Source organism: Duganella sp. AC237, from assembly GCF_979254035.1.
The window spans coordinates 3,077,596-3,097,723 of record NZ_CEEDEW010000003.1 but is presented as its reverse complement, the minus strand read 5'-3'; the positions used below and the strand labels follow the sequence as shown (position 1 = coordinate 3,097,723).

The following is a 20,128-nucleotide window of genomic DNA, read 5'->3' as shown; positions in this document are numbered from 1 at the left end:
ATTGCGGGCGCGGGCATCCTGCCCGCCCCGTAGTTATCAACTAAAGACAAGACACTTATGCGCCTTATTATTGCCCTGATCCTGCCGTGGCTGACCTTCTTCACGATCGGCCGTCCGTTCGCCGGCATCATCTGCCTGATTTTGCAAATTACCCTGATCGGCTGGCTGCCAGCGGCGATCTGGGCGGTGTACGCGCTGAGCCAGTACAAGACCGACCAAAAGATCCGCGACGCCATGGGCGGCCGGTAACGCCCAGCGTCAAGCGGCCACGCCCACTGTCAACGTGGCGACATAACCATCGGTGGCATTGCCCGTCACCGTGGTCATTTGCAGCGAATACCCATCACTGAACACGTTGTCGGTCGCCAGGCTGATCGCGGCCATATTGCGCACGCTGGCGCTGTAGCCGGTGGTGGCGTACACCTCGTTGCAGGTCGCCACCGGGAAGCTGAACTGCGACGTTTTGAGGCGATTCGACGCGCTCGTCGCCGCCGACAGCGACCGGTACACCTCGAAGTGCACATGCGGCACGCGTCCCGAGTAGCAGCCGGGGAAGATGGTTGTAAACGACACATTGCCGCTGCTATCGGTCGCCTGCACACCGCGCAGATAGTTTTGCGTCGTCACGCCGCTCGAATACAGCGAGTAATTGCCGTCGCGGTCGCAGTGCCACAGGTATACCGCGAAACCCTCAAGCGTCGCGCAGCTGCCGTTGGTGTTGACGATCTGTAGCTTGACGGTCAGCGGCACGCCGGCGGCCACGCCCGTGGGTCCATTGAAGCTGCCGCGAATGTCGCTGCGCACAACGCCCGACTGCGTCAGCACATTGACCACGCCGCTGGAATTGCTGTTGGTGCCGTCGGCCGGATACGGGCCGCCGGTCTCCTCCGGTATCACCGAGCAGGAACCGGTGGTGGTGGTGGTCGGCGTGGTGGTAGTGGTTGTGGTGGCTGGCGTCGTGACCGTCGCGGTCGTGCTGCTGGTATCGGTGGCGCTGTCCGAACCGCCGCCGCAACCCATCATCGGCAGGGCCGAAGCGCCCGCCAACAGCCAGCGCAACGTCTGGCGACGGTCGCTGTTCAGATTGAGCATCGCGGCCAGATCGGCGGCCAGGCTGTGTTCGTTATCGTCATGATGTTCCATGCTTGCTCCCCTTTTTTTGGTTGAACCGCCACCCCGCGTCCGCCGGGATGGTCGGTTGGTGCTTCGGTAATATCTAAGGACGCGGACGGCCCGGCTTGTCCCTGCCATCCTTGTCCCCGTCCAGCTTCTTGCGCTGCTCGGGCGTCAGCACCGCCAACAGCTTTTGTTCGGTACGCACGCGCTGTAAGGAGATGTTGGCCATCGCGGTGGCGGCGGCCTGCGCCAGCGCTGCGGCTTTGGCGTCGTCGTACTTCTCGGCGCCGGCCATCTCGCGCAGCGCTTCCTGCGCCTTGGCGGCGGCTTTGGCCTGTTCGCGCAGATACGGCTTCTCCTCATGCAGGATCGCGAACACCTTGTCGTCCTGCGCTTCGCTCAACGCGACGGAGCGCAAAAACAGCGGGCGCCCCACCATGCCGGCCATGCCCGGCGGACCGAACGGCGGCAGGCCGCCCTGCATGCGCGGACCGGCTTCGAGTCCATCGCGGTCGGGCCCGCCATGCGGCGTGGCCGAGCGGTGGTCTTCGATCTCGTTGGCGCCGGTGGCGCCGGCGCACAACGGCAGCGCCACGGCCATGGCGAGCAAGAACTTCCGTACGCCTGTTTTGTTATTTTTCATTTAAGTCCATCCTCATCTCAACTGGGAAACGCCATTTTCTAGTTGCCCCATGTTAAGTAGCGTAAGGACAACGTAAATCGGCGTAAAAGCCTGATTCCCGGCCGAGTTGCGCATGGGCAAGCCGTTGTAAATCGGCGTAAAAGTGAGCTGACATGCCCTTTCCGGCTGGTATGATTGCCGATCCTTATAGAAAGAATCGCGCAGCAATGAAGAGCAAAGTACTGTTGATCGACGACGACATCGAGCTGGTGGGCATGTTCCAGGAGTATCTGGAGCAAGAAGGCTTCGACGTCAAAGCCGTGCACGACGGCGAAGCCGGCACCTCCGAGGCGGCCACCGGGCAGTACGCCATCGCCATCCTCGACGTGATGATGCCGCGCATGAACGGTCTGGAGACGCTGCGCCGCATCCGCACCAACAGCCAGCTGCCGATCCTGATGCTCACCGGACGCGGCGACGACACCGACCGCATCGTCGGCCTCGAGCTCGGCGCCGACGACTACGTCACCAAGCCCTGCACGCCGCGCGAACTGACGGCCCGCATCCGCGCCATCCTGCGCCGGGCGCAGAGCGCGCCGACCGACAACGGCACGCCCGCCGCGCTCAACGTCGGCCAGCTGACCATGTGGCCGGAGCAGCGCCGCGCCGCCTGGGCCGGCGCCAAGCTGGAACTGACCAGCACCGAATTCAACCTGCTCGAAGTCCTGGCGCGCAACGCCGGACGCCCGGTCAGCAAAAACACCCTCTCCGAACAGGGACTCGGCCGCCCGCTGGCGCGCTTCGACCGCAATATCGACGTCCATCTGAGCAGCTTGCGCCACAAACTCGGCACCATCGCCGACGGCCGCTCCTGCCTGCAAACGGTCTACCGCCTTGGCTATCAGCTGATCAAGGAGTAAGCCCGTGGGACGTCTGTTCTGGAAGTTCTTCGTGTGCATACTGCTGGCACAGATGACGGCAACCGTCGGCGTCGTCGGCGGCATTTGGCTCAAGGACCGCAGCCAGCAAAAGGCCACCCCGGCCGACATCGACACCAGTCCGCCGGCGGAAATCGCCATCAACGCGGCCGCCGCCACGCTGGAATACGGCGGCACCAACGCCCTGCGGCGCATGCTCGATAATATGGACAGGCGGCGCGTCTACGCGGTCGATGACGAGGGTCGCGAAATGTTGGGCCGCATCGTCAGTCCGGCCATGCTGCGCGAGTCGCGCGCCCTGCTCAAGGACGACGGCAAGCGCCGCGTGGTGCGACAGGTGTACGACCCGCAGGGCAATCGCTATCTGCTGTTCCTGCCGTGGGCCGAGCGCCAGCGCGGCTTCGACAGCGAGTCGCGGCAACTGCTCGCCGGGTTGAAAAGCCAGCAAATGCTGTTCGAGGAACGGCGCATGGGCGGCGGCTTTGGCGGGCCTGGCGGTCCGCCGCCCGATGGCGCGGCCGCCGGCGGTCCGCCTCCCGGCCAGGCGCAAGGCGCCAATGGCGCGCCGGGCATGCAAGGCCCGCGCGGGCCGATGGGCCCACGATTCGAGCCGCTCAAGCCGTGGGTGCCGATCGTCGCAGCAATCTTCGCCAGCCTGTTGTTCTCCGTGATCCTGGCCTGGTATTTTTCGCGGCCGATCCGCGCCTTGCGGGCGGCCTTCGATGCCGCCGCCGGAGGCGACCTGGCACCGCGCTTCGTCAGCGCCTCCGGCAAAAGCCTCGCGGAACTGAACGACCTCGGTCGCGATTTCGACCGCATGACGGCGCGCCTGCGAAATCTGATCGACGGTCAAACGCGTCTGCTGCACGACGTGTCGCACGAACTGCGCTCGCCACTGGCGCGGCTGCAGGCGGCGATCGGCCTGGCGCACCAGCAGCCGGACAAAATCGCCGCCTCGATGGAGCGGATCGAACGCGAGAGCGTGCGCATGGACAAACTGGTGGGCGAGCTGCTGACGTTGGCGCGCTTGGAGGCCGGCGCGATCAAGGCCAGCCAGGAAGAAATCAGCATGGCCGATCTGCTGGAGCAAATCGCCGACGATGCCAGTTACGAGGCGGCCAGCCAGCAGCGCACCGTGGTGCGCGAGGGCGATGCCGACGTGCTGGTGGTCGGCCAGGCCGATTTGCTGGGGCGGGCGATTGAGAACGTGGTACGCAACGCCATCAAGCACAGTGCCGAAGGGGGCGAAGTGCAGTTGCAGGTGCGGTCCCTGCCCGAGGCGCGCCAGCTATGCATCCGCGTGCTGGATCGGGGGCCGGGCGTGACGCCGGCCGATCTGGAGACCATTTTCCAGCCCTTCTTCCGGTCGTCCAACGCCGGCACCGAGGGCCACGGCCTGGGTCTGGCGATCGCCCAGCATGTGATCGAAGCGCACGGCGGAAGTATAAAAGCCACCAACCGGGCGGGTGGTGGCTTGTGCGTGAAGATGATACTGCCGGTGAAGCTGTAAAAAAGCGTTATCCGTTGCGCCGGAATTCCAGTCGCTGGCTGCTCACGCCCTGGGTCACGAAGTCCGCGTCCGCCGGAATCTGAACGTTAAAGAAGTCCAGCTTGAATATCGGCAGAGAATTGAATTTCTTCGACTTGAATACCCCGCGATTGCGCTTGAGCTCGCTGTAACGGTCGCCGATGAATTCCCGGTTCACCGAGGTGAATGGCAGCATATGCTCGGCCATATCCGGGAAGTGCAACGTTGGATTTTTCCGCTTGAAGTCTTCGAAGATCTCGAACTGATCGCGGCAAATGACCTGGATCGCCGTTTCCGGGAAGTTGTTATGCTGCGTCCACAGGACATGCCACCCGCTGCTGGCCTGCTCGATGAAATCGCGCAGCCGTGGGCTCAAGATATACGCGTCCGACTCGATATGGATGATTTTATCGACGCCCAGTTCTCTCGCCACCTCCACCGAGTGAAGAAAACTGCGCCACCAACCGGGATAGTCCTTGATACTCTGCCGCCCCAGGTTATCGTCGAATCGAATGATTAAATCCTTATCTTCCAACGATGCCAGGGGGGCGGTATGGGAAACCGTCTTGATGATATCCGCCGGCGGCAGATACGGCGAGCCATCGTCGATCATCAGTCTTTTGACCACATCAAGCGGAAAATCCCGATAATAATCGAGCCAGCGCTTATATCGCGTCTCCCACGCCCGGGAGTCCCTGATATAGCTCGTACAAAAGATAATTGACTTCATTACGGTTGCGAGCGCCCTTAGGCTTTTGGCAAGGTCACGCCACGCTGGCCTTGATATTTGCCATTGCGATCCTTGTACGACACTTCGCACACTTCATCGCTTTCGAAGAACAGCACCTGGGCGCAGCCCTCGCCGGCGTAGATTTTCGCTGGCAGCGGCGTGGTGTTGGAAAATTCCAGGGTCACGTAGCCTTCCCATTCCGGCTCGAACGGGGTCACGTTGACGATGATGCCGCAACGCGCGTACGTCGATTTACCCAGGCAGACGGTCAGCACGCTGCGCGGAATACGGAAGTACTCCATCGTACGGGCCAGCGCGAAGGAGTTCGGCGGGATGATGCAGACATCGCTCTTGACGTCGACAAAGGAGTTCGAATCGAAGTTCTTCGGATCGACGATGGTGCTGTTGATGTTCGTGAAGATCTTGAATTCGTCGGCGCAGCGGATATCGTAGCCGTACGACGAGGTGCCGTAGGAGATGACTTTGCGGCCATCCTGCTCGCGCACCTGGTCCGGGAAGAACGGCTCGATCATCCCATGCTGCTCCGCCATGCGGCGTATCCATTTATCGCTTTTAATCGTCATCGCAAGGTATTCCTAAAATTGCCGGGAGGCGCTAAGCGCCGAATGGACGAGATTTTACGCGAAAGCCCTGTATTTAAGAACTTTTTTAGCGCCGCCGGCGGTGGATTGTTCGTCCAGCAGACCGGCGATCATGTCGGCCGTGGCGTCGGCCGCCGCCGCCGGCGTCTCCATCGGGAACAGGTGGCCGCCGGGGATCAGTCGGAAGTGGCGGCCCACCAGCGCCTGCGTGTGTTCATGGCCGGACTGGCTGGTTTCCCACGAATCGGTGCCGCCGATGAAGCCAATCGGCACCGGGAATTGTCCGCGCACGATTTTGGGCAGATGATGGGGCAAGCTGGCGTAGACCGCCGTCTCGATCTCCCTCGTAAAGCGCAACTGAACGCCTTCCGGATGCGGTTTCATGCCGTTGTCGATGTAATCTGTCAGCACGCCCGGCGCCCAGGCGGCGAAGATATCCTTGCTGGCGAAGTGCTCATACGCGGCGGCGACGCTGGGCCACACGTTGCGGCGGCGTTTGGAGAACTTGGCCGGCGGGACGTCATACGCCTTGCCGATCAATTTGATGGTGCGCCAGACCAGCGCGCGCCAGCCAGCGACCACCGGCGCGTCGAGCATGACGACGCAGCGCACCAGGTCCGGCCGCGCGTGGGCGACCAATAAACTCAGCATGCCGCCCAAGGAGTGACCGACAAGGATCACCGGTTCCGTATAGCGCGCGGTCAGTTCGGCGATGTATTCTTCCACCAGATGCGGCCAGCAGTCGGTCACTGGATATTTCGGGTTATGCGCGTGCATATCGAGCGCCTGGATGTCGAATTGGTCGTTCAAGCGCTCGAAGAACTGGCGGTAAACGCCCGCCGGATAGCTGTTGGCATGGGCGAAATGCAGCTTGGGCTTGCTCACAAGCGGTCTCCGTATGGTTATTGTGGGCCAATTGTAACGGCAGTTCCCGCCTGCGGCTGGTGGGAACGCTCTAATTCAGCGGCCGTACCAGTAGCGGGCGTGCGTTTCGCGATAGCTGGCTATGTCGATCGTTTGGCCGAAATCAAGGGTCAAGGCGCCCGATTGGTCGGTCCGCAAGCGTTGGATCTGCAGTTCTCCATAGCGGTCGTAGACTTCCTTTTTGGGATGTTGATAGCGGTTGCGGTAGCCGACCTGGAACACGGCCGCCTGCGGATTCACCGCTTTTAAAAAATCCGGTGTCGAACTGGTGCCGCTCCCATGATGTGGAACCAGCAGGACATCGGCGCGCAACCGTTCCCGATCACGCGCCACGAGTTGCGACTCTTGCAAGGCCTCGATATCGCCGGCCAGCAGCATCGACTTCCCTCCGGCGGTGATCTTCAGGGTGCAGCCGCGCGCATTGGGCTTCAGCGTGACGTCGGCATAGCTGGCGGCCAACGGATGCAGTATCTCGAAGCGCACGCCGTCCCACGTCCACGCCTGTCCGGCGGCGCATTGCACGTGCCGCCGGCCCGCCGCCACGATCGGATGATTGGGCAGCAGCGATCCAAGCACCCAACCGACCGGCAAGCCATCCAGCACGGTCAAGGCGCCGCCGGAATGATCGACGTCGCTGTGGCTGACGATCATCCCATCCAGCGACGCGATGCCGCGCGCCCGCAAATACGGCAGGATGACGCGGTTGCCGGCGTTGATTTCGGTGCCGTAGCTTGGACCGGTATCGTAAAGCATACGATGATGGCTGGTTTCGATCAGCAGGGCCATGCCCTGCCCCACATCGAAGGCGGTTACGGTCATGCGGCCCGGTTCCGGATGCGATGGCTCGGCCGCCAGCAACGGGATCCACGTCGCCAACCCGAGCCAGCGCGCCGGCCAACCGCGTGGCGCCAGCAGCCACAGAGTGCCGAACATGGCCCAACCGAAAAGCCAGAACGGCGGTGTCGGCGCGCGCCAAACGGCATAGCGCAAGCCGCTGAACCATTGCAGGCAAATGGTCAACCACTCGACCAGCAGATGCGCCAGGCCGAGCACCCACGCCGCCAAGGACATCGGCAGCATGCTGCCCACCAGCGCCAGCGGCGTGACGACAAGACTAATCAACGGTATCGCTACCGCGTTCGCCAAAGGGCTGATGACGGACACTTGCGCAAACAGCAGCATCGTCAGCGGCACCAGTCCAAGCGTGACGGCGTACTGGGTGTGCGCGCCAACGCGCAAGGCCTGCCAGCATCGTGCACCGAGCGTTGGCGCGGAATGCGCCCCCTGCGGCGCTTCATCGACGCCAGGCGCGCGCCGGTCGGGCCGCAACGTGGTGCGGCCGACAGTGGAATACAAGATGACCGCCACGGCACCGAACGACAACCAAAAACCCGGCCACAGCACCGCCCAAGGGTCTAGCAGCACCACGACGCCAAGCGCCGTGCACAGCACATGCGAAACGCTGGCGATCCGGTTCAGCCACAGCGCGATGGCGACGACGATCAACATGTACAGCGTACGCTGCGCCGGCACGCCGAAGCCTGCCAGCAGCACATAGAACAAGGCGACCGCCGCGCCGACCAGCGCCGCGACTTTTTGCGCCGGCATCATCAAAGGCAATTGCGCGCGCGTGAAAAACGAGTGCCGCCACAACGTGAAGGCGATCAGTGCGAACAATCCCGCCACCATCGTGATGTGCAATCCGCTGATGCTGACGAGGTGACCGATACCGGTATTGGTAAAGACCTTCCAGTCCGATTGATCGATCCCGCGCTGGTCGCCGACGACCAAGGCGACGATCACGCCTGCGTAGGGTTTGTCGGGAAGCGCCGCCAGGATGCGCGCCCGCAGCGCGGCGCGGCAATGCTCGATGACGTTGCGGGCACCGAAGACAAAATTGTCCAGACGCCGGTTGGTGTTATGTGGCCGCACGTAGCCGGTCGCGCGCACGCGCTGCTCCAATAACCAAGCTTCGTAATCGAAGCCGTATTCGTTGGCGTTGCCGTGAGGCCGCTGAAGGCGCACCGTCAGTTGCCAGCGCTCGCCCGGCTGCACGTCACCCACGTTAATCACCTGATTCCGGAAACCCGCATACCAGGACAACGCGATACGTGGCGGGACCGGAGTCGGCACCGATGTTGTCGTCTGCTCCCCGCCCCGCCCATCCAGAACACGTTCCACCGCAAAATTGAACCGCGCGCCTTGCGAAAAACGATATGGCAAGTTATCGATGGTGCCGATTACCGTGAAGTCCCGCCCCTCGTCCGCGCTTGCCAGCTGCGAGGACAACGCCACATGCGCAAGCCAGGCCGCCCAATAGAAGCCGATGATGGCGCCCACCAGCAAAGCGTTTGCCGGGCGCGAAATCCGATGCCGAAGCATGCCGCTCACTGACAATCTGCGCTTGACCACCGTGTGCCATAGCGCGAGCCAGGCCATCGAAAGTGCGGCGACCGAAATCATAACTGAAACGACCGGCAGCACCGCCTGCGTCTGCAAGAACGCCGCGCCCGCAGCAAAGCCGATTATCGCCAATCGCATCGTCACTCCGCCAATGGGTCGCTCTCGCAGTGGAGCATTCGGTCAGCCCGCCCGTCCGACACAGCGATACTATGCAAGCTCGCGTGAGCAATTCACGGGGACGACGCGGCTTTTGATCCGCATCAACATAACTTTTCTGCAAACAAACAAAAAGCGCCGGCAGGGATCACCCTGCCGGCGCTCTATACCCCGCGAACGAGGTAATGCTTACTTCGGCGAAACGTCAGTCGCCTTCACCGCGATGCGCTCGTTGATGTTTTTCGCGGCGATGGTCTCGGTCAGGAAAGACGTCGATTTCACCAGCAAATCGCGCGCCACTTCTTCCAGCGGCGAGCCGCTGATGCTGGCGTGGTTGCCGCCCAGCCCGGTGCCGCCGCCCCAGCCCATGGCCGAGATGCCGAAGCCGGTCTTCTCGTTGTTGGCCTGGAAGGTCTTGGAGGCGATGATCTTGGCGCGGCGCACGTCCACCACGCGGATGTCCATGTTCATGTGCACCTTGGACTTTTTGTAATCGACCGCGCCCGCCAGCATGCTCAGCGGCCCCTTGAGGAAGCTCAGCCCACCCAGGCCGGTCGAGCTTTGCTCGAAGCCCAGCGACGTGATCGAGCCGGTAATCATGTAGTCGGCCGCTTCGGCTTCGACTTTTTTGCCGATCAGCGCCAGCTCCTTGTTGATTTCCTCCATTTCGGCGCGCTCCTGCACGTCGAAGCAGCCGGTCTGGGTAAGCGCGGTGGCCAGCATCTCGGTCATGCCGGTGCCCACTCCCGTGTAGCTCGGTTGCGCGACGGTGCCCGACCGCTCCCACCAGCGGTATTGGCGTGGATCCTGCTGGCCGGCGCCGGACGAGCAATCGGCGGATTTGCATTTGAATTCGGTAAACACGACCTTGGCCGCAGGCGTTGTGCACTTCGGCACGTTGATCTGGCGCTCGGAGACTTCGCTCGTATCGGCGAAGCACATGGCGGGAACAAACAGGAGGGCGGCGGCGAGGCGAACGTCTGGTGTCATATGGATATCCGTGAGTTAGTACAGGCAAATATTGGCGATTATGCACTGCCAACTCACGAGCAATTCTATCCAAATGTCACAAAATCACTTATCACCTAAGAAACTTTCATCCGCAACAACGCTGCGTGCGCATTGGCGGTGGTCGCGCTGGCGACCTCTTCCAAGGAAATGCCACGCAGCTCGGCCAGCACGGCGCCGATGCGGGGAATCTGATCGGGGCTGTTACGTCCCGGGTGGATCCAGCTGGGCGAAATATCCGGCGCGTCGGTCTCCAGCACGATCGCCTCCAGCGGCAGCTCGGCCGCCATGCGGCGTATCTGCAAAGCGCGCGTAAACGTCATGGCGCCGCCGAAACCGAGCTTGAATCCCAGGTCGATATAGCCCTGCGCCTGCTGGAAGCTGCCATTGAAGGCATGCGCGATGCCGCCTGCCGGACGAATCTGGCGCGCGTGCTTGAGCACCACGTCCTGCGAGCGGCGCACGTGCATCAACACCGGCAGCTCGAAGTCACGGGCAATCTTGAGCTGCTCGCGGAAGAAGAATATCTGCTTCTCGCGCATCGCTGGCTCGGTCAACATGGGAATGAAGAAGTCCAGGCCGATCTCGCCCAGCGCCACGAAGCGCGGGTCGGCCAGCGCCGCCTCAACCTGTCCGCGCAGCACGCGCAAGTCGTCTTCCTGCGCGTTCGGAACATAGATGGGGTGGATGCCGAGCGCATAACAGCCGTTATCGACGCTGGCCGCCAACTCGGCGACGATGGAAAAATTGGCCGTTTCCACCGCCGGGATCACGATCATGCCGACACCCTGCGCCCTCGCCTTCCGCGCCTGTTCGGCGGATTCGCCGCCGAATTCGTGGGCGTCGAGGTGGCAGTGGGTGTCGATCCACATGGTGTCAGTCCTGGTAGGGTTTCAAGCCTTCGTCGGTCAGGCGCAGCACGCGGTCGCAGCGGCGCGCCAGTTCGATGTCGTGGGTGACGATGACGAAGGCCGTGCCCAGGGTGCGGGACAGCTCCAGCATCAGGTCGAAAATCTGCTGCGCGGTGGCGTGATCCAGGTTGCCGGTCGGTTCGTCGGCCAGCACGCAGGCGGGCTGCGTGACGAGCGCGCGCGCCAGCGCCACGCGCTGACGTTCGCCACCGGACAGTTCGCCCGGAACGTGGGTGACGCGCTTGGCCAGGTTCACGCGGGCGAGGATTTGCTGCGCCGCGCTGGTGGCGTCGCTGCGCTTGACGCGCCGTATCATGAGCGGCATGCCGACGTTGTCCAGCGCGGAGAACTCCGGCAGCAGGTGATGGAACTGGTAGACGAAGCCCAGCGAGGCGTTGCGCAGATCGCCGCGCGCCGACTCGTTCAAGCTGGCGAAGTCCTTGCCCAGCAGGGTCACGCTGCCAGTGGTCGGCGTATCGAGGCCGCCCAGCAGATGCAGCAAGGTCGATTTGCCCGAGCCGGAGGCGCCGACGATGGCGACACGTTCGCCGCGCCGCACGTCGATGTCGATCCCGGCCAGCACCTTGACCGAGTAGCTGCCCTGCGTGAAGGTTTTGCCCAGGTTACGGCAGGACAGGACCACCGGTGCCGGGTTGGTCGTTGGATCACTCATAGCGCAATGCCTCCGCAGGTTTGACGCGGGCGGCCCACCAGCTTGGGTAGATCGTGGCGACGAACGCCAGCACCACGGCCACGCCGCCGATCTTGAAAACGTCCGGCCAGCGCAGGTCCGATGGCACGACGCTGATGTAGTAAATATCCTTGGACAAGAACTGCACTCCTAATAAATGTTCGATAAACGGCACGATGACGTCGATGTTCAGCGCCACCAGCACGCCGCCGGCCACGCCCAGTATGGTGCCGAGGATGCCGACCAGCGCTCCCTGGATCATGAAGATCTTCATGATCGATCGCGGCGAGGCGCCCAGGGTGCGCAGGATGGCGATGTCGGCCTGCTTGTCGGTCACCGTCATCACCAGGGTGGAGACAAGGTTGAAGGCGGCGACCGCGATGATCAACGTCAGGATGATAAACATCATGCGCTTTTCGGTCTGCACGGCGGCGAACCAGTTGGCATTGAGTTTGGACCAGTCACGCATGGTCAGGTCGCCGGACATGGTGCGCTTGAGGTCCAGCGCCACTTGCGGCGCGCGGTTCATGTCGGACAGGCGCAGGCGCAAGCCTGCCGGCGCGTCCAGGCGCAGCAGCTTTTCGGCGTCGGTCAGGTGCACGAAGGCGAGCGCGGAATCGAATTCATTATGGCCCGCCTCGAAGATGCCGACCACGTTAAAGGAGCGCATGCGCGGCAGCACCCCCGCCGGCGTGGCCTGGCCCTGGGCCAGCGCGAGGGTCACCTTTTCGCCCAGGTTCACGCGCAACGCGCGCGCGAGGTCGATCCCGAGCACGATGTTGTAGGCGCCCGGCTGCAGCGCAGCGAAACTGCCCCTGCGGGTCTGCTTCGCCACATCGGAAACGTTCGGCTCCTGCTCCGGCAGCACGCCGCGGATGATGGCTGGACGCAGGATATCGTCGCGCACCAGCATGCCCTGCGTCTCCGCGAACGGCGCGGTCCCGATCACCTCGGGATTTTTGCGCGCCTCGGCGGCGGCGGTCTGCCAGTTCGGCATCGAGCCGCGCGCGTCGAACACCTCCACGTGGGCCAGCACCGACAGCATGCGCCCGGTGACATCCTTCTGGAAGCCGTTCATCACGGACAGCACGACGATCAGCGCAGCCACGCCCAAGCCGATGCCGGCCATCGAAATGAGGGAGATGAACGAGATAAAGCTGTTGCGCCCGCTGCGCTTGCCGGCGCGCGTGTAGCGCAGGCCGACCAGCCATTCAAACGGTAGATTCTTAATGATACTCATGTGTTCCAGCGGACAAAATCGGCGAAGTCAGCAGTTTGCCATATAAATGGTGTTGGCTGCGTGCGACGCGGCACACAGCATACGTCGACGCGCCTCACTCGTAGCGCAAAGCCTGCGCCGGCTTGACGCGGGCGCCGCGCCAGCTCGGATAGATTGTCGCCACGAACGCCAGCAGCACCGAGATCACCCCGATGTTGGTAACGTCCGACAGCCGCAGGTCCGAAGGCACCGAGCTGATCAGATAAATGTCCTTGGACAGGAAGTGCATCCCGAACAAACCCTCGATGAACGGCACGATGATGTGGATATTTACCGCGAGCACGGAACCGAGCGCGATGCCGAAGCCGGTGCCCAGCACCCCGGTCAGCCCGCCCTGGATCATGAAAATCTTCATGATCGACGCCGGCGAGGCGCCCAGGGTGCGCAGGATGGCGATGTCGGCCTGCTTGTCGGTCACCGTCATCACCAGGGTGGCGACCAGGTTGAAGGCGGCGACCGCGATAATCATGGTCAGGATAATGAACATCATGTTCTTCTGGCTTTTCACGGCGGCGAACCAGGTCGAGTTGGCGCTGGTCCAGTCGCGCATGAACAAATCGCCCGGCATCGTCTGCTTCAATTGGCGCGCCACCTCTGGGGCGCGCTGCATGTCGGCCAGGCGCAGGCGCAGGCCGGACGGCGCGGCCACTCCCGCCAGCTGCTCGGCATCGGTGATATTGATGAGCGCCAGACCGGAGTCGAACTGGTTGTGGCCCACCTCGAAGATGCCGGTCACGGTCAGGGACCGTACGCGCGGCTGCATGGCGCCGCCCGCGCCCGGCCCCTGGGCGCGCGCCAGGGTCACGGTCTGGCCGACCTTGACTTTCAGCGCCCGGGCCAGCTCGGCGCCCAGCACGATATTGAATTGGCCCGGTTTGAGCGTGTCGAGGCTGCCCGCACGCATGCGCTCGCCGACCTCGGAGACGTTCTTCTCGGCCTCGGGCAACACGCCGCGCACCACCGACGGGCGCAGGATATCGTCGCGGATCAGCATGCCCTCGGTTTCGACGAAGGGCGCGGCACCCCGCACCTGCGGGTTGGCGAAGGCCTCCCGCGCGCGCTGTTGCCAGTCCGGCATCGAACCACGCAGGTCGAATACCTCAACGTGCGCCAGCACCGACAACATGCGGGTGGTCACTTCCTTTTCGAAGCCGTTCATCACGGACAGCACCACGATCAGCGCGGCCGTGCCCAGGCCGATGCCTGCCATCGAAATCAGCGAGATGAAGGAGATGAAACTATTGCGGCCGCTGCGCTTGCCGGCGCGCGTGTAACGCAGGCCGACCAGCCATTCAAACGGTAAATTCTTGACTATGCTCATGGGCTAACGGGGCGATCAACGGAAGTGAGCCCGAAGTTTGCCATACAAATAGCATTTCATGGGCGAAACGCCGTTGGCGCAGCGACAAATCGCCGCGCCGCCGGGGGACGGCGGCGCGACGGTCAAGCGATCAGGCGAACTTCTGGCCCTGGCTCGACTTGCGGCGGCCCATGAAGCCGATCATGCCCAGACCCAGACCCAGCATGGCCCAGGTGCTCGCTTCCGGCACGGCGGCGGCCATCGAAACGCCCAGCAGTTGCTGCGACGCCAGGCCGTTGCTGCCGGTGCCGGTGAAGCTGGTGTAGGTGTACATATTGCTCAGAACCGTGTGCTGGGACGCCAGATTCAGCATCTGGAAGGCGGCATCGGCGCTCGAATCGGAGCCGCTGATGAAATATTGAGCGCCGGTGTTGTCGTAAATCTTGCCGTCGTCGGCCACCAATTCCCACAGCGCCAGCTGGAACGCTTTTTGGCCGTCGGCGTTTTTGATGGCGTTGTCGTACGAGGTTTCATACAGCGCCTTGACGCTGTTGCTCACCGTTGCGGTGGCGCCGGTGTAGACGGTGTGTTGCTGCAGATCGACCTTCGGCTGGATGCAGAAGGCCAGGAAGCTGTCCTGCGCATTGACCGTATTGGTCAGTTCCATCACCGGGATACCGACCACTGGCGTGCCATTGAAGTTCTGGCCGTCGAAGTTGACCACCAGGCCGCCCGCATCGACGATGGCTTGCGAGTTGTAGGTCTGGCCGGCGAAGGCGGCGCCCGAGAAGGCCAGGGAGACGGCGAGGACGGCGGCTTTGATTGCGTTGAATTTGGTTTGCATGATATTTTTTCTTCTATAAAAGTAAATGTCGTTGTACAGCTTAGGGAGAAACGAATACAAAATTAGGCGAATTCAATCTGGCACTGCTGGCTCTGCCCCACCAGCTGAACCGCCTGCGCGCCATCGCCCATCAGGTCGGCCATCGTCGGCAGGGTGACGCCGGCAGCCGCAGCGTCTGCCGCCGCCACATTGAAGTAGACGTCGGTCATGTCGGCCGATTTGCCGTTGCTCATGGTGACGCTGCTGCGCTCCAGGTGCAGGTTGTTGTTAGCGTCAAGGAAAGGCAGTTCGGTGTAGCCCACGTTCAGGCTGGCCACGCCGGCCGCCTTCAGCGACACCAGCTCGCCGGCGTCGGTCTTACCGTTGCTGTTGGCGTCCTGCCAGATCAGCAGGCTGGCGAATTGCGCGTCGGTGGCGTTGACCACGCCGTCGCCGTTGCTGTCGTAGCTGGCGAGCTTGGCGAAGCCCGAACCCTTGGAAGTGCCGCCGAACAGTTCGCTCACGCTGTCGATGCTGCCGTTGCCGTTGGCGTCGACCGCCAGGAAGCCGTCGGACTTGGACAACCAGCCCGACTGGATCGCCTTGCCGGTGCCCAGCAGGTCGAAGCTGCCTTTCATGTCGCCACGGGCGATGGTGTGGATGCCGTCGCCGTTCAGATCGATGGCGATCGGCGTGATGCCGGCGTCCCAGCTCATATCGTTCTCGCCCGAGCTCAGGTCGATGGTGTCGGTCTTGGTAACGTTGACTTTGTTGACCATGTCGCCATTGACGTCCGAATCGATGGCGTCGTTGCTGCCGGTATTCTTCACGCCCCACTTCCAGTCGTTCATGTTGTAGGTCTTGAAGATGACGTTGGATTTGTCGAACATCAGGTAATACTTACCTGGAGTCAAATCCGCGAACTTGTAGTTGCCGTTGACGTCGGTCTTGACCGTGCCCAGCTTGTTGTTGGCGGTGTCGTACAGCGACACGGTAATGCCGCCGATGCCTTCCTCGCCACTGTCCTGCACGCCGTTGTGGTTGGCGTCGCGCCAGACCTTGTCGCCGAGGCTGGCCTTGCGGTAGATACCAGCGTCGACCGTGCGCAGTTGTTCGCCGGTGGACAGGTCGATGGTGTCGGTGCGGCCGGTGTTGCCGGTGGCCTTGGTGACATCCGAATCCTTGGTGTAGTCGCCGGCGTCGGCCTTGGTGAAGAACCAGCCCGTGCTTTTGACCACTTCGACCTGATAGCTGCCCGACTGCAGGCCGTCGAACAGGTACTTGCCGCCGTTGGCCGTGACCACCGTTTGCTTAAGCACGTTATTGCCGTCGTACAATTTGACGGTGACGCCGTCGACGCCCTTTTCGCCCGCGTCCTGCACGCCGTTGTAATTGGCGTCTTCCCAGATGGTGTCGCCGATGCTGGCGGCCTTGACCAGGCCGGCGTCATGGGTCTTGTCGTTGACGCCGGAGGCCAGCGTGATCTGGCCGCTCTTTCCAGCGGCGTCCACGTCAGAGTCGACACTATCGTTGCTACCCTGGTTCTGCTTGGTGAAGACATAGCCGTCCACCGGTGCAAACTTGACCGAATATTTGCCCGGGCCCAGGTCGTTGAACGAATACAAACCGCTGGCGTCGGTGGTGGTGGTGCCGACGGCCACGTTTTTCTCGTTGAACAAGGTCACGCCCACGCCCTTGACGCCGGTTTCGCCGCTTTGCTGGATGCCGTCGCCATTGCTGTCGAACCAGACCTTGTCGCCGATGCTGCCCTTCTGATAAATACCGGCGTCCATGTTGGTGACGTTCTGGCCGGCCGTGACGGTCACGCTGCCCAGGTTGCCGCTGGCGTTGGCGTCGCTGTCGATGTCGTTGTTGCTGCCGACGTCTTGCGTGGTGACGGTGTAGCCGGTCGGGGTCTTGATGGCGACCGCGTAGGTGCCCGCCTCGACGCTGAACTTGTAGTTGCCGGCGTTGTCGGTGGTGGTGGTCTTGAGGACCTTGCCGGCGGTGTCGCGCAACTCGACGGTCACACCGGCTTTGCCCACTTCGCCGCTGTCCTGCAGGCCGTTGCCGTTGTTGTCGATCCAGACGCGGTCGCCGATGGTGGCGGCAGCCAAAACGCCTGCGTCGACGGTCTTGTCGACCTGGCCCGAGGTCAGCGTGAAGGTGTGCGACTGGCCGGCGGCGTTGACGTCGGAATCGGCGGCGTCGTTGCTGCCCTGGTTGGCGCTGGTAAAGGCCATGCCCTCTGGCAAGCTCGCCTTGTCGAACACGACACTGTAGCTACCCGGCTTGAGGTCCGAGAACTGGTAGTTGCCGTTGGCGTCGGTGGTCACGCTGGCGCCGACCTGCTTGCCAGCGGCGTCGAACAGGCTGACCTTGACGTTGCCGACGCCGGCTTCGCCGCTGTCCTGCACGCCATTCTTGTTGGTGTCGAGCCACACACGGTCGCCGACGGCGGCGTTTTTGTACAGGCCGGCATCGATGGTGTTGTTGACCTCGCCCGGCTGCAGCACGATGGTGCCGCTCTGGCCGGTGGCGCCGACATCGCTGTCCCTGGCGTCGTCCGTGCCGGCATCCTTGCCGGTGAACTGATAACCGGCCGGAGCCTTGACCGACACCGTGTAGCTGCCCGGATCGGCGGTGAAGTTGTAACGGCCGGCCGCGTCGGTGCTGGTGGTTTGCACTACCTTGCCGCTGGCGTCCTTGAGCTCGACGGTCACGTTGCCGATGCCCGCCTCGCCGCTGTCCTGCACGCCATTGGCGTTCTTGTCTTCCCAGACGGTGTCGCCCAGCTTGGCCTGGACCACAACCACGCCGGCGTCGAGGTCGGCGTTGTTGGCGCCGGAGACCAAAGTCACCTGCGCGGTGGCGCCGGTGCCGGCGTTGGCGTCCGAGTCGGCCGCATCGTTGCCGCCCTGGTCGGCGGTGGTGAAGACGTGGCCGGCCGGCAGGGTCGCCTTGTCGAACTGCACGCTGTAGGTGCCCGGCTTGAGGTTGGTGAAGCTGTAGCCGCCGTTGGCGTCGGTGGTGACGGCCGCCCCCATCGCCTTGCCGCTGGCGTCGAGCAAGGTGACCTTGACGCCGGCCACGCCCGCTTCGCCGGCATCCTGCACGCCGTTGCGGTTGCTGTCGAGCCAGACGCGGTCGCCCAGCGAGGCGGCGCGGTACAAGCCGGCGTCGATGGTGTTGTCGACCTGGCCCGGGGTCAGGGTGATCAGACCGCTCTGGCCGGTCGCGTCGATATTGCTGTCGGTGGCGGTGTTTCCGCCGGCGTTCTGGCCGGTGACGGTCATGCCGGTTGGCGCGGTGACGGCGATCTTGTACTGGCCGGCATCGACGGTGAAGCTGTAGTTGCCGTCGGCGCCGGTGGTGGTGGTGGCGACCAGGTTGCCGGTGGCGTCGCGCAATTCGACGTTGACACCGACCAGGCCCGCTTCGCCGGCGTCCTGCACGCCGTTGGCGTTGCTGTCTTCCCACACGCGGTCGCCCAGGGTGGCGCGCTCGGCGACGATGCCAGCGTCCACGGTCTGGTTGTTCTCGCCGGAGGCCAGCGTCACCTGGGTGGTGCGGCCGGCGGCGTCGGCGTTCGAATCGAGGGCCGCGTCGGCGCCCTGGCCCTGCGCGGTGAACAAGTGGTGCGCCGGCAGGCTGGTCTGGTCGAACTGCACGCTGTAGCTGCCCGGCTTGAGGTCGCTGAACTGGTAATGGCCGTTGGCGTCCGTGGTGACGGCGGCGCCGACCGGGTTGCCGTTAGCGTCGAGCAAGGTGACGCGCACGCCGGCCACGCCCGCCTCGCCGGCATCCTGCACGCCGTTGCGGTTGGTGTCGAGCCAGACGGTGTCACCCAGCGACGCTGCGCGGTACAGGCCGGCATCGGCCTTGTTGTTGGTCTCGCCCGGTGCCAGCGTGATCGGACCGGTGTTGCCGGAGGCATCGATGTCGCTGTCGGTGGCGTCGTCGCCGCCCAGGTCCTGGCCGACCGGTTTGAAGCCGGCCGGCGCCTTCACCGACACCGAATAGGTGCCCGGATCGACGTCGAAGTGGTACTTGCCGCTCGCGTCGGTGGTGGTGCTGGCGACCACTTTGCCGGCGCCGTCCTTGAGTTCGACCACGACGTTGCCGATGCCCGCCTCGCCGGCGTCCTGCACGCCGTTGCCGTTGCCGTCTTCCCAGACGAAGTCGCCCAGATGGGCCTTCGGCACGTTGAAGGTCAGGTAGTTCGGCGTGGCGCTGGTGTCGGCGGCGTTGCAGCCGACCAGGCCACCGGCGTCGCGGACCTTGAAGCCGATGTCGAAGTTGCCCGAGGTCGTCTGGCTAGGCTCGAAGGCCAGCTTGCCGGCGGCGATGTCGGCGGCCGATACCTCGGTGTTGGCGGTGATGGCCACGCCGTTGAGCAGCAGTTTGCCGGCGGTCGGCAGCGAGGTGATGATGACGGACTGGAACGCGTCGTGCTCGACCGCGTCGACGAAGCCGAAATCGTTTTGCGACAGCACCACGGCGTTGCCGTTGTCCAGATTGAAGGTTTTGTTGGCGGCGGTCGGTGCGTCGTTGACCGGATCGACAATCACTTGCAGGGTCATGGTCACGGTGTTGCCGCCGCCCTGGTCCACGACGAATTCGATCGTGGTGAACTGGCCGTTGTAGTCGGCGTGCCACTGGCCCGGACGGATGTAGACGGTGTCGGCATCGACTTTGCCGAACAACGGGGTGTTCTTGGTGGACGTGGTGCCGTCCGGCAGTACGACATACATGGCGCTTACGTTGAGCGAAGAGCTGGCGGCGTAGCCGGCCGCGCTCAGGATGTCGCGCACATCGTAGGTACCTTCGGTATCTTCGCAAATGTGAATAGAGGTAGCAAGGTTGATCGAACTCATGTCGTAAAGCCTTCGTATTCTTTTTAAGAGTTGGGGAGCTGAACGGCTGCTGTCACGGGGTCAGGGTGGTCAGCGGCGCGGCACGCGGAGGCATTCACGGACGCTAAGTGATGCCTGCAAATCATCTAAGTTGCTCATATTACATATGAATTTGATTTTGGACAATTGATATTTATCTACGTTAGTGATTTTATTTTCAATATCTGCTTGGAATGTTGTA

The 20,128-nt window shown here is 63.1% G+C and carries 16 protein-coding genes; 3 read left to right on the top strand and 13 right to left on the bottom strand.

Annotation, left to right across the window (positions count from 1 at the left end):
* Window positions 1–57 precede the first annotated feature (57 nt).
* Window positions 58–249, top strand: coding sequence for a YqaE/Pmp3 family membrane protein (locus AC0IYS_RS14020; protein WP_090319459.1), 192 nt, complete (start codon window positions 58–60; stop codon window positions 247–249).
* A 9-nt stretch (window positions 250–258) separates the two neighbouring features.
* Here AC0IYS_RS14020 and AC0IYS_RS14015 read toward each other — a convergent pair whose 3' ends face one another.
* The gene (locus AC0IYS_RS14015; RefSeq protein ID WP_471705724.1) at window positions 259–1,143 is read right to left on the bottom strand and encodes a dioxygenase family protein; all 885 of its coding nucleotides are present in this window, start codon (window positions 1,141–1,143) and stop codon (window positions 259–261) included.
* A 73-nt stretch (window positions 1,144–1,216) separates the two neighbouring features.
* On the bottom strand, window positions 1,217–1,759 hold the full coding sequence (locus AC0IYS_RS14010; RefSeq protein ID WP_471705723.1) for a periplasmic heavy metal sensor: 543 nt from the start codon (window positions 1,757–1,759) through the stop codon (window positions 1,217–1,219).
* A gap of 206 nt (window positions 1,760–1,965) precedes the next feature.
* Between AC0IYS_RS14010 and AC0IYS_RS14005 the strand changes: the two genes are divergently transcribed.
* Together AC0IYS_RS14005 and AC0IYS_RS14000 are read left to right on the top strand one after the other, a co-directional pair.
* Complete coding sequence (locus AC0IYS_RS14005; protein WP_471705721.1) at window positions 1,966–2,658, top strand: response regulator transcription factor; 693 nt, start codon at window positions 1,966–1,968, stop codon at window positions 2,656–2,658.
* Window positions 2,659–2,662: 4 nt separating this feature from the next.
* Window positions 2,663–4,186, top strand: a complete 1,524-nt coding sequence (locus tag AC0IYS_RS14000; protein ID WP_471705720.1) for a sensor histidine kinase — start codon at window positions 2,663–2,665, stop codon at window positions 4,184–4,186.
* Between the two features lie 7 nt (window positions 4,187–4,193).
* On the opposite strand, the gene AC0IYS_RS13995 is transcribed toward AC0IYS_RS14000, so the two are convergent.
* The 11 genes from AC0IYS_RS13995 to AC0IYS_RS13945 form a co-directional block, all read right to left on the bottom strand.
* Window positions 4,194–4,817, bottom strand: coding sequence for a hypothetical protein (locus AC0IYS_RS13995; RefSeq protein ID WP_471705719.1), 624 nt, complete (start codon window positions 4,815–4,817; stop codon window positions 4,194–4,196).
* Between the two features lie 134 nt (window positions 4,818–4,951).
* Window positions 4,952–5,518: a dCTP deaminase gene (dcd, locus tag AC0IYS_RS13990; protein WP_090319479.1), complete on the bottom strand. Its 567-nt coding sequence runs from the start codon at window positions 5,516–5,518 to the stop codon at window positions 4,952–4,954.
* Between the two features lie 54 nt (window positions 5,519–5,572).
* Window positions 5,573–6,421, bottom strand: a complete 849-nt coding sequence (locus tag AC0IYS_RS13985; protein ID WP_471705718.1) for an alpha/beta hydrolase — start codon at window positions 6,419–6,421, stop codon at window positions 5,573–5,575.
* A gap of 75 nt (window positions 6,422–6,496) precedes the next feature.
* Window positions 6,497–9,001, bottom strand: a complete 2,505-nt coding sequence (locus AC0IYS_RS13980) for a DNA internalization-related competence protein ComEC/Rec2 (protein WP_471708865.1) — start codon at window positions 8,999–9,001, stop codon at window positions 6,497–6,499.
* A gap of 207 nt (window positions 9,002–9,208) precedes the next feature.
* Window positions 9,209–10,009 (bottom strand): CsgG/HfaB family protein, encoded by an 801-nt coding sequence (locus AC0IYS_RS13975; RefSeq protein WP_471705717.1) that lies wholly within the window; start codon window positions 10,007–10,009, stop codon window positions 9,209–9,211.
* Between the two features lie 95 nt (window positions 10,010–10,104).
* Window positions 10,105–10,899 carry a TatD family hydrolase gene (locus AC0IYS_RS13970; protein ID WP_471705716.1) on the bottom strand — a complete coding sequence of 265 codons (795 nt, stop codon included), beginning with the start codon at window positions 10,897–10,899 and terminating at the stop codon, window positions 10,105–10,107.
* Window positions 10,900–10,903: 4 nt separating this feature from the next.
* Window positions 10,904–11,611 carry a lipoprotein-releasing ABC transporter ATP-binding protein LolD gene (lolD, locus tag AC0IYS_RS13965; protein WP_471705715.1) on the bottom strand — a complete coding sequence of 236 codons (708 nt, stop codon included), beginning with the start codon at window positions 11,609–11,611 and terminating at the stop codon, window positions 10,904–10,906.
* Window positions 11,604–12,869, bottom strand: coding sequence for a lipoprotein-releasing ABC transporter permease subunit (locus AC0IYS_RS13960; RefSeq protein WP_471705714.1), 1,266 nt, complete (start codon window positions 12,867–12,869; stop codon window positions 11,604–11,606). Before AC0IYS_RS13960 ends, lolD begins: the two co-directional genes overlap by 8 nt.
* Window positions 12,870–12,963: 94 nt before the next feature.
* Entirely contained in the window at window positions 12,964–14,229 is a 1,266-nt protein-coding gene (locus AC0IYS_RS13955; RefSeq protein ID WP_471705713.1) for a lipoprotein-releasing ABC transporter permease subunit, read from the bottom strand.
* A 130-nt stretch (window positions 14,230–14,359) separates the two neighbouring features.
* The gene (locus AC0IYS_RS13950) at window positions 14,360–15,052 is read right to left on the bottom strand and encodes a PEP-CTERM sorting domain-containing protein (protein ID WP_471705712.1); all 693 of its coding nucleotides are present in this window, start codon (window positions 15,050–15,052) and stop codon (window positions 14,360–14,362) included.
* A gap of 62 nt (window positions 15,053–15,114) precedes the next feature.
* Complete coding sequence (locus tag AC0IYS_RS13945) at window positions 15,115–19,908, bottom strand: SdrD B-like domain-containing protein (RefSeq protein WP_471705711.1); 4,794 nt, start codon at window positions 19,906–19,908, stop codon at window positions 15,115–15,117.
* Window positions 19,909–20,128: the final 220 nt, after the last annotated feature.